Source organism: Streptomyces sp. A0592 (assembly GCF_004795115.1).
GTDB lineage: Bacteria > Actinomycetota > Actinomycetes > Streptomycetales > Streptomycetaceae > Streptomyces > Streptomyces erythrochromogenes.
In genome coordinates this window covers 1-14,028 of sequence record NZ_SSBM01000045.1, presented here as the reverse complement: position 1 = coordinate 14,028, position 14,028 = coordinate 1, and the positions used below count along the sequence as shown (strand labels likewise).

The window sequence follows — 14,028 nt, the reverse complement described above, 5'->3', positions numbered from 1 at the left end:
TCATCTCGCTATGTGGCTGGCAATTGTGTGTCCTTTACCCGGATGCGGCTTGTATTCTCTGCCACACCACGTCGCGGGTCACCGGCATCCGGGTGAACCGCACCCCGGTGGCGTCCCGCAGGGCGTTGGCGAAGGCCGGGGCCACCGGGTTGAAGGGGCTCTCACTCATCGACTTGGCGCCGAGCGGTCCGATCGCGTCGGAGGTCTCCATGAAGTGCACCTCGGTGCGCGGGACGTCCGCGTACTGCGGGAGGCGGTAGCGGCGGAACGCCGCCGTGGTCACCTCCCCGCGCTCGTCCACCCGTACCGTCTCGAAGAGGGTCGCGCCCAGCGCCTGGGCCACGCCCCCCTCCACCTGGCCGCGGCACTGCATCGGGTTCATGACCTTGCCCGCGTCCGCCGCGTGCACGCTGCGCAGGATCTTCATCTCGCCCGTGTCCGGGTCGACCGCCAGACGGAACCACTGCGCATTGAAGGCGACCGAGCGCGGGGAGCCGGTCCAGTGGCCGTCCGCCGCGATCTCGTCGAGCTTGTTCTTGTCGTACGCGGCCTCGTACAGCTCCTTGAGGGTGACGACGCGGCCCGCGCAGTCGAATGCCTCGGCCCCCAGGGTGCACAGGTGCCGGGGTACGCCGGTGTGGCGGGCGGCGAAGGTCTTCAGCCGCTCCGCGAGCGAGTCGGCCGCCAGCATCACGGCCTTGCCCGCCACGACCGTGCCGGCCGAGCCGAAGGCGCCGGTGTCGTGGCGGACGACGTCGGTGTCGGACTGGCGGACCGTGATCCGGTCGACCCTCGTGTTCAGCGCGCCGGCGGTGATCTGCTTGTGGACGGTGGTGGTGCCGTTGCCGAACTCGGCCGTGCCCACCGCGATGTCGTACGTGCCGTCGCGCAGCAGGCTGACGCGCGCGTCGGCGAAGTGGCCGCCCGGGGGACCGGTCGCGATCATCGCGACGGCCGCGCCGGTGCCGGTGAGCCAGCCCTCCGGCACGTCCCGGTGGCTCGTGTCCTCGGCGATGGCCTTGCGGACGACGTCCATGCACTGCTGCATCCCGTACGAGGCGATGAAGAGGTCCGGCTCGTGGCCGATGGGCGTGACCATGGGGTCGCCGGGGCCGATGACGTTCTTCTCGCGCAGTTCGAGCGGGTCCATGCCCAGCTCGACGGCGAGTTCGTCCATCGACGATTCGAGGGCGAAGAGCACCTGGCCCAGCCCGTAGCCGCGGAAGGCGCCGGCCGGAACGCCGTTGGTGTAGACGGAGTACGCCTCCACCTCCTTGTTCGGCGCCTTGTAGACGGCGAAGGACTCGCCCACGCTGTGGAACATGACCGCCGGGCCGTGGTTGCCGTAGGCGCCGGTGTTGGCGAGCACGCGGATGCGCAGCGCGGTGAGGGTGCCGTCGGCCCTGGCACCGATTTTTGTGGTGATCTTGAACGGGTGGCGGGTGGTGGCGCCGTGGAACTGCTCGGCCCGGGTGAACTCCAGCTTCACCGGGCGGCGCAGTTTCAGGGCGGCCAGCACGACGATGTCCTCGGTGAGCATCTCCTGCTTGCCGCCGAACCCGCCGCCGACGCGGCCCGCGACGACGCGGACCTCGTCCTCGTCCAGGTCGTAGAGGGCGCACAGTGCACGCCGGGTCAGGAACGGCGCCTGGGTGGAGGAGCGGACGGTGATGCGCTCGCCGTCGCCCTCCTCCTTGGGCTCGAAGTAGGCGACGCTGCCGTGGGTCTCCAGGCTGGCGTGCTGCACGCGCTGGGTGTGGAAGGTCTCCTCGAGGACGACGTCCGCCTCCGCGTACCCCTGCTCCATGTCGCCGATGGTGTGGTGGACCTCGCCGCACACGTTGTTCTCGGCGCGGAAGATACCCGACTCTGGGCCCTTGGGGTGGATGACGGGGGCGCCCGGCAGCATGGCCTCCTCCGGGTCGATGACGTAGGGGAGTTCCACGTACGTGACGACCACCCGGCGGCAGCCCTCCTCCGCGGCCTGCTCGCTGTCGGCGACCACGGCGGCCACCCGCTGGCCGACGAAGCGCACCACGTCGTCCAGGACGCGGGTGTCCATCGGGTCCTCGGTGGGGTGCTCGTGCCGGGCCGAGGAGTACAGGTGGTCGGGTGCGTCGTGGTGGGTGAACACGGCGTGCACGCCCGGGACCCGGAGGGCGTCGGCGGTGTCGATGGAGACGACGCGGGCGTGCGGGTGCGGGGAGCGCAGCAGCTTCATGTGCAGCAGCCCCGGCACCTCGACGTCGAAGGTGTAGCGGGCGGTGCCGGTGACCACCTGGGGGCCGGCGGGCGCGCCGAGGCTCTTGCCCACCGCCTCGCCCGCGCAGGGGCTCTCGGTGTGCTTGACCCCGCGCACGGCGTCCTCGATGGCCCGGTAGCCCGTACAGCGGCAGATGTTGCCCTTGAAGGCGCGCGGGAGGTCCTCCAGTTTGCCGTCGTCGTGCGCGGTGCCCTGCTCGGCCTGGAGGGCGGAGGCGGTCATCAGGAACCCGGCCGTGCAGAAGCCGCACTGGAAGCCCTGGGCGTCGAGGAACTGCTGCTGGGCGGGGTGCAGTTCGCCGCCCTGCCGGGCGAGGCCCTCGACGGTGGTGACGGCGCGGCCGCCGGCGCGGACGGCCGGGTACAGGCAGCTGTGGACCGGCTGCCCGTCCACATGGACGGTGCAGGCGCCGCAGTCGCCCTGGTCGCAGCCCTTCTTCACGCCGAACCAGCCGCGTTCGCGCAGATAGGTGCGCAGGCACTGGCCGGCGCGCGGCTCGGTGTCGAAGCGCTGCTCGTTGATCTCGATCTCGTACGTCATCGGTGTTCCTCGGGGGTGAGTTCGCGGCGGATCTCCTCGGCCTGGAGCAGTGCCATGTGACGCCGCCATGCGGGCAGTCCGTGGATGTCGTCGAACCACTCGTCGGGCCGGACGGCGCCGTCGATCGCCGCGCGCAGTTCGGCGGCGGTGGGCGGCAGCGGGAACCAGAAGCGGAAGGGCCGGGTGGTGGCGGCGCTGACGGTGACCGCGAGGGAGCCGTCCGCGGGGTCGCTCGCGCCGATGACGAGGGAGCCGGAGCGCCCGAGCCCGTAGAGGGAGGCCTGCCGGAAGGCCGTACGGCAGTCCAGTGCGCGGGCGGGCAGGCGGACGGAGCGCAGCAGCTCCCCGTCGCGCAGCACCTTGACGCCGGCGCCGGTGATGAACTCGGTGACCGGCAGCCGGCGGGTGGCACCGTCCTGGCCCTGGAGCAGGACGGTGCCGTCGAGGGCGGCGGCGAGGGAGATCATCGGACCGGCCGGCAGGCCGTTGCAGAGGTTCCCGCCGACCGTGGCCGTGTTCCAGATCTTGAAGCTGGCGAGGAAGGCCCGGCAGCACTGCTCGAAGAGCGGCGCGGCCGTGGTCGGCAGGGTTCGGGCGAACCGCGAGAGCTCCGTGATGGTGCAGGTCGCGGCGATGTCCAGGGATCCGTCGGGCTGCCGGGACAGGGGCGCCCAGCCCATCCGGGACAGGTCGACCAGGCGGCGGATGTGGGGCTGAGGCTCGGAGAAGAGGTACGTGCCCCCGCCCAGCCAGGCGTCGCCCGGGCGCCAGGGCTCGCGATGCCGCGCATCGCGTATGTCGAGCACCGTGTTGAGATCCAATTCGCGCCACCAGCCCTTCCGGCCTGACATGGGGTTTCAGCCAGTGAAGCAACGGGAGAGGGGGCGGGGCGACTGGTCCCGGACACGGAATCGAACGAGTCGGGCGAGTCACTGTCTGGAGGATCAACCAAGAGCTTCATGGGGTGATTCGCCTAGCATTTACTATGTTCAAGCCTCTGTTCGCCTCGCGAATATGGGCGGCAGTCCACTGCTGGGAGTTCCCGCCATGCACGTCCACGACCTGCTCCAGCTCGACAGCCTCGGCCTCAGCCTGCTCTGGGGTGAGGAGACCCTTCTCGGCCAGGAGGTCGTGGGCGTCACCGCCACCGACCTGGAGGAGCCGGGTCGTTTCCTGGGACCCGGTGAGCTCGTTCTGAGCGGGCTGGTGTGGTGGGCGGAGGGCGACACCGTGAAGGCGGACCGTTTCGTCTCGGCCCTCGCGGAGGCCGGGGCCACCGCCCTGCTGGCCGGGGAGGAGACCCACGGCCGGGTCCCCGACGCCCTGGTCGCGGCCTGCCGCACCCACCGGGTGCCGATCGTCGCCGTCCCCGCCCGGACCAGCTTCCGCGCGGTCACCGAGGCGGTCTACCTGCGCCAGTGGGGCGACCTCAGCCGCCGCCCGACCCGGCTCTTCGCCCTGCCCGAAAACGTGCGCGCCGAACTGAGCCGCCTCGTGGAGGACGGGGCCGGCCCGGCCGAGCTGCTCGACCGCGCGTGCGCCCACCTGGGCCGGGTGTCCTGCTACCTGCTGACCGCGAGCGGCCGCACGGTGGCCCGTACGCCGTCGGCCCCCGAGCTCCCGGCCCGCCAGGCCTCGGCCGCCGCGGCCAGGGGCGGAGTGTGGCTGCGGATCGAGGCGGAGAGCTCCCCGTACGACGCCTGGCAGCTCCACGTGCCCGAACCGGACGCGGCGCCGCCGCGCGTGCTCCACGAGATCGCCGACGTGCTCGCCCGGTGCCGCGACGGGCAGGCCCGCCGGCTCGCGGCGGACCGGCTGACCGGCCAGGAGCTCGTCGGCGTGCTGGAGGGGATCCCGACCGCCCCCGGTCCGGCTGCGGCCGCCGCCGACACGGGGGCACTCGAAGAGGCGCTCGCCGCCGCGGGCCTGCCGGCGGGCGGCCCGTACCGGGTCGTGGTGGCCACCTCGGGCGACGCCCTGGCCGAGGGACTGCAGCACCTGGAGAACGCCGCGTACGCCGTGGGGCGGTCGGTGGCGGTGCTGCACGACGACCCGCAGGACGGGGCCTGCGCGGTGGAGCGGCTGCGCGCCGTGTGGCCGCTGCTCCGGCAGTGCGGTGACCCGCAGGCGGAACTCCGCCTGGGGGTGGGGGCCCGCACGGCCGGCGCGGAGGGGCTGCGGGCCTCGCTCCACCAGGCCAGGTTCGCGCTGACGGCGGCGGACGAGACGGCCGCGGTGCGCGAGGTCGAGCAGCTCGACACCCTCGCCGAGCTGATGGCGGGGGTACCGCCGGAGGTGCGGACGGTCTTCGCGGCACGGATCCTGGGGGCGCTCGGAGACGGGATGCTCCGCGAGACCCTGGAGGTCTTCCTGGCCAACAACTGCTCCTGGGCGCGCACGGCGGAGGCGCTCCACCTGCACGTGAACACGGTGCACTACCGGATCGAACGCGTGGAGACCCTGACGGGCCGCGACCTGTCCCGCCTCGACCACAAGCTGGACCTGTACGCGGCGCTGCGCTGCGGTTGACGGGGAAGCGGGGGAGTGTCCGGGATCCCGCTGTCGATGCCGCGGTCGCGGGATATGGTCCCTCCACGTCCCGCACATGCGAGGTCCTCAAGGGGGAGAGCAGCCATGAGCAGCACGGAAAGCGACAAGCACGAGGGATTCACGGTCGAGGAGCGGGCCGCGATGAAGGACCACGCCCAGGAGCTCAGGACGGCGGCGCGGCGCAGCTCGCGGGCGGACAAGGCGGTGGCGGCCGAGCAGGACGTGCTCGCGAAGATCGCCGAGATGCAGGACGCGGACCGCATCATGGCCGAGCGCGTGCACGCCGTCATCACGGCCAGTGCGCCGTCCCTCGCGCCGAAGCTCTGGTACGGGATGCCCTCCTACGCCCTGGACGGGAAGGTCGTCGTCTTCTTCCAGAGCGCGGAGAAGTTCAAGGCCCGGTACGCGACCCTCGGGTTCAGCGACGAGGCGAAGCTCGACGAGGGCGCGATGTGGGCGGCCGGCTTCGCTCTGACCGAGGTGACGCCCGAGGTGGAGGAGCGGATCGCCGCGCTCGTGAAGCGGGCGGCGGGCTGAGGCGGGCCGCGGGGGCCGGGACCGGCCCCCGCGGCTCGCCGCACCGCTCAGGAGCCGGCCGTGGCGGCGCTCGCCTCCGGGACGGTCAGGACCACCGTCCGGCCGTCCGGGTCGGTGAGCGTGTGCCGGCCGGCGGGGCGGCCTCCTGCGCTGTTCGGCGGGGCCGTCAGCCCGAGGCGCATGTACCCGGTCTCCGGGCGGCGCGTGGCCGGGTACAGCTCCAGGACGCCGCCGCCGGCGAAGGTCGCGGCGTAGTGGTCCGGCCCGGTCCCGTGCTTCTCCCGTACGAGGTCGAGCCCGAGGCCGGCGTAGAAGCCGCGGCACTCCTCCAGCCGGGCCGTGTAGATCACGAGCAGGTCGATGCCCGTACCCCCCTTCCTTCCGCCGGCGGCTCGGGCCTCAGCCGGCGGCTGCCGGTCGGTGGCCGCCGTACGAGGCGACCAGCGCGTCCGCCACGAGCGCCGCGTCCGCCTCGGCCACGTCCGCCGGGTACTCCGGCAGCAGGTCGTCCCAGACGACCATCCACGAACCGTACAGCTGGGCCTGCCCCTCGGGGCGGGCGAAGAACCACATGTGCAGGTGCGCGCCGCCGTCTCCGAAGCGGTGGACGTGGGCCCGGGCGATGTGCGGCAGTGCCTGCACATGGCGGGCTATGTGCGTGCTGAGCACCCCCAGTTCTGCTGCCAGCCCGTCGGTCAGGTCCGCCAGGTCGAAGTGATCGCGCGGCAGCAGCATGAGCACCAGCGGTACGCCGACCCCCGTGATCCGGGTCAGCCGCCAGCGGTCGTCGAGCCATATGCCCTCGTCCCGCCCGCGGCACGCGTCGCAGTCCGACGCGTCCTCGCCGTGCCGCGCGGGCTCCGGCAGCACCGGGGCGCGCAACGGCGCGACGCGCAGGCCGTCCGGCTCGAACGGGCTGATCTCCCACCCCGTCATCCGTGCCAGGGGGAGTCGCCGTTCGCCGTCCGCGGCGGTCCGTGCGTGGTCGTAGAACTCGTCAGGTCGCAGCGCCATGATCGAAGGCTACTGTGACCCGGTTCCCGCGCACGCGGGGGGTGTCGGGGGACAAGTGCCCGCCCAGGCACGGCCGTTGCCCCGCCCGCCCGTCCGCGGGACTCGGTCGTCGGAGCGGGACGGTCAGGGGCGGGCCGGGGGCATGTCGTAGGTGACCCACATGGTGCGCGTGGCCACCTGGTCGTACTTGGCCCGCGCGCGGTGGTTGTCGTCCGCGGTGATCCAGCGGACCACGCTCCAGCCCCGTTCGGCCGCGAGCTCGCGCAAGGTGCCGAGCAGCAGGTCGGCGGCGCCCGAGCCGCGGTGCTCCGGTGCCACGAACAGGTCGTCGAGGAAGCAGCCGACCGTCGCGGACAGGGGCCGGGCGAAGGGGCGGTAGTGGGCCAGGCCGAGAAGCCGGCCCCCGGTGTCCTCGGCCACCAGGGCGCCGACCTCGTGGCCGGGGTCGTTCACCCACGACCACACCGTGGCGGCCGCCTCCTCGGTCTGCTCCACCTTGTAGAAGTCGGCGTAGCCGCGGTACAGGGCGCGCCACTGCGCGAAGTCCCCGGGCCGTACGGCGCGCACGGTGATGTCGGACATGGGCTGGACTCCTGTGATCGAAGGGCGGGGCGGGGCGGCCGCCCGTGCCCCGCACGGGGCGGAGAATCGATCATGCTGGAGTCCGGCCGGCGGGGCAGGTGCCGCGGTGTCGAAGCGGCGACGGCCGCAGCGCCACCGTGGAGGGTGGCGCGGGGGGCGCCGGCCCTGTCCGGCGGCGGTCTCAGCCCTCCGACGTGCTGATGTTGACGAGCCAGGTGATGCCGAAACGGTCCGTGCACATGCCGAAGACGTCGCCCCACATCTGCTTCTCCAGCGGCACCGAGACCGTGCCGCTGCCGGAGAGCGCCTCCCAGTAGCCGCGCAGCTCGCCTGCGTCCTCCCCGCTGAGGCTCACCGAGATGTTGTTGCCCGGGCTGTGCTGCGTGCCCGGGGGGTTGTCGGCGCCCATGAGCGTGAAGCCGCTCGCGGTCTCCAGCATGCCGTGCATGATCCGGTCGGCGGCGTCACCGGCCTCCGCCCCGCCGAGGTCGCCGTACGTGTTGAGCGCCAGGGTGCCGCCGAAGACCTCCTTGTAGAACTCCATGGCCTGCCGGGCGTCGCCGTCGAAGCTGATGTACGGATTGAGGCGAGAAGGCATGGAACATTCCCTTCCTGATGGTCTGGTGCGATGTCAGGTTAGGTGAGGCGTGGGCGGCGCGCCGGGAACCGTGGTGGACTCGGCAACGGCCCGTCACCAAGCTGTGAAGCTTCGGCGGGATCCTGGTGCCAGGCCGCCGGAACCGGACCGGCCCTGCCCCGCGCGTGTCGCGCCTCATCTGGGGGAACACCATGAGCACCGTACGCAGAACCGCCGTCGCCCTCGCCGCCCTGTCCGCCCTGGCGCTGACCGCTTGCGGGCCCACCGGGGACGACACGGCGGGCGGGACCGGCACGCCGTCCGCGGGCACGCCGACCGCCGGCTCGTCCCCGTCCGGATCCGCCGCGCCGTCGACGTCCGCGACAGCGACGGCCAAGCCGGCCAAGCCGGCGAAGTCCGCCGGATCCCCCGGATCCAAGGCGCCGACCGACCCCGACTTCGACGTGTTCCCGTGCAGCACCCACGACGTGACGTTCACCGCGAGCCTGGCGGAGCCCACGACCAGCAGCTACCTGCTGAAGATCACCAACAAGGGAACGAAGGCGTGCCGGGTGCTCGGGCACCCGGTCGTGACCTTCGGGGCCCTGGACGGGCAGGCCACCGAGCGGGGCACGGCCCCCGGCATCGAGGACGCGATCAGGCTCGCCCCGGGCAAGTCCGCCTACGCCGGCCTCATGGGCGGCGCCGCCGACGGCACCGGCAAGACCGTCGACTCGATCGCGATGACCATGAACACCGAGTCCGACCTGGTGCAGACACCGCTCAAGGCATCGACCCCCGGCCTGTACGTCTCCTCCACCAAGAACTCCGTGACCCCGTGGGTGGACAACGCCGAGGACGCCCTGAGCCTGTAGCCCCGACGGGTGACCCTGACCGCGCTGCGGCGGGTCGCGGGTCGGCACCGCGGGGGGCCGTCAGGATGACTGCGGATAAGTGGGGCCGTCCATGACGCAGAAGGAGCACTTCATGCTGGAAAGACAGCGTCGCAAGAACACCACCGCCGTCACCTTCGTGCTGCCCGGGGGCGACCCGCCCGGCCCCGTCAGCGTCGTGGGGACGTTCAACGGCTGGCAGCCGGGCGCCCACGTACTCGAACCCCGTCCGGACGGCATGCGGGCGGTGACGGTCGCGCTGCCCGCCAAGTCCACGCACGCCTTCCGCTATCTCGCGGCCGGGGACTACTGGTTCAACGACGCGGGCGCCGACGGGCACGACGGCCCCAACAGCCGTCTGGACACCTGACGTCAGCCCGCTGAACCGCTGAACCGCTGAGCCGAACGCTCCGCACCGGCACCCGCCGGTGCGGAGCGTTCGCGCGTCACGTGCCGCGCCGAGCGCCGCGAAACGTCAACCCGCGGCCCCGCAGGTCCCTCCATCGGGCGATCCGCTCGCCGGCCGCCCGCGTGTGCGCCCCGACCGCCCGTCCGGAGGTGCTACACAGCGGCATCCACCCGGACAGACCCGAGGAGCGGACGGATGATTCAGAGCCCGGCGGCCCACCGCCGCACGGAAGGCGGCGCCGCCGTCACCGACGGGGAGGCCGGCGCGGACGGCCCCACGGACCGGGCCGCGCTCGCCGGTGCGACCGGAATGGTGATGGCCCTGGTGCCCTGCACCGCCGAGAGCGCCCGGCGCGTCCTCGGCAACGCGGCCCAGGCCGCGGGCGTCACGCTCGCGCTCATGGCGCGCACGGCCATCGCGACCCGCACCGCCCCCGGGGACGTCGACCCGGACTGCGAGCGGGCCCTGCGCGCGGAGATCGGGCACGCCCGGACCCCTTATCCCCCTGCGCCGCCCGAGTCCGGGACGCTCCTGCCGTCCCCGCACGTGCTGCGCCGGCACCTGAACCACCTGCGGGCCGTGCGCCGCCGAACGCTGGCCTCGCCGGACGACCCGGCGCTGCGCGCCGCGATGGAGGACGCCGCGTACACGCTGTGCGTCCTGATGGGCCGGCGCAACGCCCACAGCGCGCTGCTCGCGGCCGAGGAGCTGGTGGCTGCCCACCGGCTTCCCCCGTCCGAGAGGCCCGATCAGGTGCGGCGACCTGCGGGAGGCGCCGGCTGACCCGTACCGGAGCCGCCCAGTGCCGCCACGGCCGCCAGCAGCCGGTCCCAGAACAGATCGGCCCGCAGCCCGACGGCCACCCGGGCGTTCGCCGGCCGGCCCAGCGTGCCGTGCAGGTCCACCACGGTCGCCCCGCGCGTGTGCCGGCCGTGGAGCTCCACGGCCACGTACGCGTCCACGCAGGTGACCAGCGCGGGGTCGATGACCCTGGCCACCGCGACCGGGTCGTGCACCGGGGGAGCGGGGAACCCCCACAGCTGCCGGTAGGTGCCCGCGAAGAAGCCCAGCAGCTCGGCGCAGATCCGCCCGAGGTCCGTGTCCAGGGCCTCGAAGCGGGCGACGACCTCGGGTGTCGCGAGGGCCTGGTGGGTGACGTTGAGCCCGCACATGGTCACCGGTACGCCGCTGCGGAAGACGATGTCCGCGGCCTCCGGGTCGGTGTGGATGTTGAACTCGGCGGCCGGGGTCCGGTTCCCCCGGTCCGTGGACCCGCCCATCAGCACGATCTCCCTGATCCGGCCGGCCAGCTCGGGGTACCGGGTCAGCAGCAGGGCGATGTTCGTCAGGGGAGCCGTCGGCACCAGGGTGACCGGCTCCGGATGCCCGGCCAGGATCCGCCGCAGCAGCTCCACCGCGTGCTCCGGCTCGGCCGCCAGGGAGGGCGCGGGGAAGCGGGGGCCGTCCAGTCCCGACACCCCGTGCACGTCCTCGGCGACCCGCAGCGGCTCCAGCAGCGGTGCCGCGCACCCGGCGGCGACCGGGACGCCCGTGATGCCGGCGACGGTGCACACCCGCAGGGCGTTCAGGGTGGTCTTCTCCACGGTCTGGTTGCCCGCCACCGTGGTGACGGCCAGCAGGTCGACCCCCGGGTCGCCCGCCGCGAGGAGGATCGCGAGGGCGTCGTCGTGCCCCGGATCGCAGTCGATGACGATCGGGACGGGAACGGGAACGCTCAAGGCCGGACACCTCTCCTCGGTCCGCGGCCGCCGCGTCGCCGGCCACCTGGTCCAGTGTGCGCACGGGCGGGCCGGCGCACAGCGCTTCCGCCGGCCGGCGCGGCGCGGATGGTCCGTTTCGTCCGTTTGTGTTAGGAGTGGGGCGGGCGGGGCAGCCGCTCTGCGGCGGGACGGGATGCCGGGCGGCGATCGGAGGCGGTGCGATGACCACGAACAGCCGTGACGTGTTCGGGGTGCCCTGCTGGGTCAACCTGACGGCCCCGGGCCTCGCCGAGGCGGAGGAGTTCTACGCCGGGGTGCTGGGCTGGACGTTCCGGGCGACCCGGCTCGGCGAGAACTTCCGCGTGGCCCTGCTGGACGGCCGGCCCGTCGCCTCGGTCGGCGCACTCGCCCCGAGGCTCGGCGTGCCGACCGCGTGGACGCCGTACTTCGCCGTCGACGACGCGGAGGTGACCGCAGCCCGCGTCCGTGAGCGGGGCGCGACGATGGCGGTCGGACCGCTCGCCTTCGCCACCGGCAGGGCCGCGCTGGCCGCCGACCCGTCCGGAGCCGTCTTCGGCTTCTGGGAGGGCGAGGTAGTCCAGGAGTGGCACGCCGGGCAGGAGGACGCCGCGGCCTGGGTGGAGCTCCGTACCCGCGACGCGTTCGCCGCCGCGGTGTTCTACGGGGAGGTGCTCGACTGGGCCTGCGAGCGGCCCGGATGCTGCGACGTGGCCTACGAGCACGACCACGTGGTGGTGCGCCGCGGCAACCAGACCGTCGCGCGGATCGACGCCGGGGCCGTGGAGGACGCCCCCGACCCGCAGGTCCGGCCCCGCTGGCACATCCACTTCGCCGTGGCCGACCTGGACGGGGCGATCGACCGTGCGGTCCGGCACGGGGGCGCCGCCGTGACACCCGTGCGGTCCTCGCCGGCCGACCGCCGGGTCACCCTGCGCGACCGGAGCGGTGCCCTCTTCACCATCAGCGAGGACACCGCCTGAGCGGTCCTCAGCGGGCGGGGGACAGCTCCCACAGGCGGTGGTCCCAGCCGATGTCGCGGCGCGAGGCGACGCGCAGCCCGGCCAGTGCGGCGATGCGCTCGAAGTCCCGCTCCGTGCGCACGCCCGAGCCGAACGCCGCCTTCAGCCGCAGGTGGTGCAGGGCGGCCTCGGTGTCCAGCGCGATGCCGTCCGCCTCCTCGACCTGTTCGACCAGCAGCAGCGCGCCGCCCTCGGGCACCGCAGCGGCGTTCTCGCTGAGCGCGAGCACCGCGTCCTCGTCGGCCAGCTGCTCCAGCAGCCGCACCAGCAGGACGGTGCGGTCGCCCGCCGGGACCGGCCCGCTGGTGGGCACCAGCTGCACCCGGTCGAGCACCGCGGAGTCCAGCACCCGGTCGGCGACCGTGCGCAGCGCCGACGGCAGCGCGGCCACGCGGACCCGCAGGGCGGGGAAGGCCGCGGCGAGGGTGCCCGCCACGGCGCCGGCGCCGCCGCCGGCCAGCGTGACCGACTCCGCGGCCGCCCAGTCGTAGCCGGTGCGCACCCCCGGGGCGATCCACAGGGCCTCGTCCTCCACGGCCTCCCGCGCGGACGCGCCCAGCCGCTCGTCCGCGGCCAGGGCCACGGCGAGAGGAGCCCCGGACGCGGTACGGAAGCCGGCCCGGCCGGTGCGCAGCGTCTCGTGCAGGCCGGACAGCGACAGGTCCAGCGCGGCGTGCGCCCCGCGCAGGTCGTACTCCTCCAACGAGTGGTCGTCCTCGACGAGTTCCTCGCCGACCGGGGTCAGCCGGTAGCCGTCCGGGCCGGCCGAGAAGACCTCCAGCTCGACGAGGTAGGCGAGGAGCGCGGTCAGCGTCCGCGGGTCGGTGCCGGAGCGGTCGGCCAGCTCGGCCGCCGTACGCACGCCCTGCCAGACCAGGTCGACCAGTCCGACGGTCACCGCCGCGCGGATCGCCAGGCCCGGTGCCAGGTCGGTCAGTTCGTGCAGCCGCTCGTGCGGGTCGACCTCCTCGGCCCCCTCGGCGGGCTCCGCCTCGGCGGCCACGGCTGCCGCGGGTGCGGCGGCCGGCGGATCGGTGCGCCGCCAGTAGCCGGTGATGTGGGTCTGCTCGCGCGGCACCTTCCGGTCCACCGCCAGGTGGCGGCGGATGCCCTTCAGGGCCACGGCCTCGCCGGCCGCCCACGCGAAGACGGTGCCGGGCAGCCACTCCATGCCGCGTACGGCCTGCTCCAGCAGGTCCGTGCTGCCGGCCGGCGCGCCGTGGCGCACCACCCAGGTGATCTCCGCGTCCGCACGGGTCGGCAGGTCCTGGCGGTGGCTGTCCTCGCCGACCTCGACGAAGACCCGGGCCCGGGTGCCCTCCGGCATCTCCGCCAGCCACCGGCCGATCGCCGGGAGCGCGGTCTCGTCGCCGATGACCAGCAGCCAGTCGGCTCCCTCGGGGTGCCGGTGCGACATCTTCGGCCCGGCGATCCAGGTGACGTCGCCCGGCTCGGCGGCCTGCGCCCACGCCGAGGCCACTCCGCCCGCGTGGTTGACGAAGTCGAAGTCGATCTCACCGGCCTGCGGGTCGTACCGCACCGGGGTGTAGTCCTTGGTCAGCGGCCGGGCGTCGGCGGGCCAGTCCAGGCTGGACACGTTCTGTCCCGGCAGTACCGGGGCGTCCGCGCCGTCCTCGGCGAAGAAGAACTTGACGTGGTCGTCGAAGCCCTCGCTGCTGAGCTCCGGCAGGTCCAGCCCGTCCTTGCGGAACGCGCCCAGCTGCGGGCCGCCCAGGGTGACCCGCCGCATGCCCGGCGTCACGTCGGCGACGCGCAGCACCGTCAGCTCCCGCAGCACGATGGGGAAGGTGACGACGGAACGGGGGTTGCGGGTGGACATGACGGGCTCCTCACGTGGCGGGACTTCGATGGGGTTCGGCCGGCGCACCGCCGGTCCGGCCG

At 73.7% G+C, this 14,028-nt stretch carries 14 protein-coding genes; 6 read left to right on the top strand and 8 right to left on the bottom strand.

Annotated features, from left to right (window positions below; translation table 11 throughout):
• Positions 1-34 precede the first annotated feature (34 nt).
• Together E6U81_RS34865 and E6U81_RS34860 are read right to left on the bottom strand one after the other, a co-directional pair.
• On the bottom strand, positions 35-2,803 hold the full coding sequence (locus E6U81_RS34865; protein ID WP_136234006.1) for a molybdopterin-dependent oxidoreductase: 2,769 nt from the start codon (positions 2,801-2,803) through the stop codon (positions 35-37).
• A complete protein-coding gene (locus tag E6U81_RS34860) occupies positions 2,800-3,624 on the bottom strand; it encodes an FAD binding domain-containing protein (RefSeq protein ID WP_136234005.1) in 825 nt (274 codons plus the stop codon). Before E6U81_RS34860 ends, E6U81_RS34865 begins: the two co-directional genes overlap by 4 nt.
• A gap of 226 nt (positions 3,625-3,850) precedes the next feature.
• Here E6U81_RS34860 and E6U81_RS34855 point away from each other — a divergent pair, with 226 nt between their 5' ends.
• Positions 3,851-5,332, top strand: a complete 1,482-nt coding sequence (locus tag E6U81_RS34855; protein ID WP_136234039.1) for a PucR family transcriptional regulator — start codon at positions 3,851-3,853, stop codon at positions 5,330-5,332.
• A 105-nt stretch (positions 5,333-5,437) separates the two neighbouring features.
• Complete coding sequence (locus E6U81_RS34850) at positions 5,438-5,890, top strand: DUF1801 domain-containing protein (RefSeq protein WP_136234004.1); 453 nt, start codon at positions 5,438-5,440, stop codon at positions 5,888-5,890.
• Positions 5,891-5,937: 47 nt separating this feature from the next.
• On the opposite strand, the gene E6U81_RS34845 is transcribed toward E6U81_RS34850, so the two are convergent.
• The 4 genes from E6U81_RS34845 to E6U81_RS34830 all read right to left on the bottom strand — a co-directional run bounded on the left by E6U81_RS34845 (position 5,938) and on the right by E6U81_RS34830 (position 8,084).
• Positions 5,938-6,246 carry a VOC family protein gene (locus E6U81_RS34845; protein ID WP_240804196.1) on the bottom strand — a complete coding sequence of 103 codons (309 nt, stop codon included), beginning with the start codon at positions 6,244-6,246 and terminating at the stop codon, positions 5,938-5,940.
• 43 nt (positions 6,247-6,289) lie between these two features.
• Complete coding sequence (locus E6U81_RS34840; protein ID WP_136234003.1) at positions 6,290-6,904, bottom strand: hypothetical protein; 615 nt, start codon at positions 6,902-6,904, stop codon at positions 6,290-6,292.
• A gap of 123 nt (positions 6,905-7,027) precedes the next feature.
• Positions 7,028-7,486: a GNAT family N-acetyltransferase gene (locus E6U81_RS34835; RefSeq protein WP_136234002.1), complete on the bottom strand. Its 459-nt coding sequence runs from the start codon at positions 7,484-7,486 to the stop codon at positions 7,028-7,030.
• Between the two features lie 181 nt (positions 7,487-7,667).
• Positions 7,668-8,084 (bottom strand): VOC family protein, encoded by a 417-nt coding sequence (locus tag E6U81_RS34830; RefSeq protein WP_136234001.1) that lies wholly within the window; start codon positions 8,082-8,084, stop codon positions 7,668-7,670.
• 191 nt (positions 8,085-8,275) lie between these two features.
• Here E6U81_RS34830 and E6U81_RS34825 point away from each other — a divergent pair, with 191 nt between their 5' ends.
• The 3 genes from E6U81_RS34825 (at position 8,276) to E6U81_RS34815 (ending at position 10,148) form a co-directional block, all read left to right on the top strand.
• The gene (locus E6U81_RS34825; RefSeq protein WP_136234000.1) at positions 8,276-8,938 is read left to right on the top strand and encodes a DUF4232 domain-containing protein; all 663 of its coding nucleotides are present in this window, start codon (positions 8,276-8,278) and stop codon (positions 8,936-8,938) included.
• 112 nt (positions 8,939-9,050) lie between these two features.
• On the top strand, positions 9,051-9,326 hold the full coding sequence (locus E6U81_RS34820) for an isoamylase early set domain-containing protein (RefSeq protein ID WP_031146961.1): 276 nt from the start codon (positions 9,051-9,053) through the stop codon (positions 9,324-9,326).
• A gap of 234 nt (positions 9,327-9,560) precedes the next feature.
• Positions 9,561-10,148 carry a DUF5133 domain-containing protein gene (locus E6U81_RS34815; RefSeq protein WP_240804192.1) on the top strand — a complete coding sequence of 196 codons (588 nt, stop codon included), beginning with the start codon at positions 9,561-9,563 and terminating at the stop codon, positions 10,146-10,148.
• On the opposite strand, the gene E6U81_RS34810 is transcribed toward E6U81_RS34815, so the two are convergent.
• Positions 10,115-11,104: a nucleoside hydrolase gene (locus E6U81_RS34810; protein WP_206310102.1), complete on the bottom strand. Its 990-nt coding sequence runs from the start codon at positions 11,102-11,104 to the stop codon at positions 10,115-10,117. The genes E6U81_RS34815 and E6U81_RS34810 overlap by 34 nt on opposite strands.
• 203 nt (positions 11,105-11,307) lie before the next feature.
• Between E6U81_RS34810 and E6U81_RS34805 the strand changes: the two genes are divergently transcribed.
• The gene (locus E6U81_RS34805; RefSeq protein WP_136233999.1) at positions 11,308-12,087 is read left to right on the top strand and encodes a VOC family protein; all 780 of its coding nucleotides are present in this window, start codon (positions 11,308-11,310) and stop codon (positions 12,085-12,087) included.
• A gap of 7 nt (positions 12,088-12,094) precedes the next feature.
• Here E6U81_RS34805 and E6U81_RS34800 read toward each other — a convergent pair whose 3' ends face one another.
• On the bottom strand, positions 12,095-13,966 hold the full coding sequence (locus tag E6U81_RS34800; protein ID WP_136233998.1) for a siderophore-interacting protein: 1,872 nt from the start codon (positions 13,964-13,966) through the stop codon (positions 12,095-12,097).
• Between the last annotated feature and the right edge of the window lie 62 nt (positions 13,967-14,028).

Excerpts from the sequence above, each read along its gene's own strand:
- E6U81_RS34865 (WP_136234006.1), bottom strand. The coding sequence starts at position 2,803 with ATGACGTACGAGATCGAGATCAACGAGCAGCGCTTCGACACCGAGCCG.
- E6U81_RS34855 (WP_136234039.1), top strand. The coding sequence starts at position 3,851 with ATGCACGTCCACGACCTGCTCCAGCTCGACAGCCTCGGCCTCAGCCTG.
- E6U81_RS34850 (WP_136234004.1), top strand. The coding sequence starts at position 5,438 with ATGAGCAGCACGGAAAGCGACAAGCACGAGGGATTCACGGTCGAGGAG.
- E6U81_RS34840 (WP_136234003.1), bottom strand. The coding sequence starts at position 6,904 with ATGGCGCTGCGACCTGACGAGTTCTACGACCACGCACGGACCGCCGCG.
- E6U81_RS34835 (WP_136234002.1), bottom strand. The coding sequence starts at position 7,486 with ATGTCCGACATCACCGTGCGCGCCGTACGGCCCGGGGACTTCGCGCAG.
- E6U81_RS34830 (WP_136234001.1), bottom strand. The coding sequence starts at position 8,084 with ATGCCTTCTCGCCTCAATCCGTACATCAGCTTCGACGGCGACGCCCGG.
- E6U81_RS34825 (WP_136234000.1), top strand. The coding sequence starts at position 8,276 with ATGAGCACCGTACGCAGAACCGCCGTCGCCCTCGCCGCCCTGTCCGCC.
- E6U81_RS34820 (WP_031146961.1), top strand. The coding sequence starts at position 9,051 with ATGCTGGAAAGACAGCGTCGCAAGAACACCACCGCCGTCACCTTCGTG.
- E6U81_RS34815 (WP_240804192.1), top strand. The coding sequence starts at position 9,561 with ATGATTCAGAGCCCGGCGGCCCACCGCCGCACGGAAGGCGGCGCCGCC.
- E6U81_RS34805 (WP_136233999.1), top strand. The coding sequence starts at position 11,308 with ATGACCACGAACAGCCGTGACGTGTTCGGGGTGCCCTGCTGGGTCAAC.
- E6U81_RS34800 (WP_136233998.1), bottom strand. The coding sequence starts at position 13,966 with ATGTCCACCCGCAACCCCCGTTCCGTCGTCACCTTCCCCATCGTGCTG.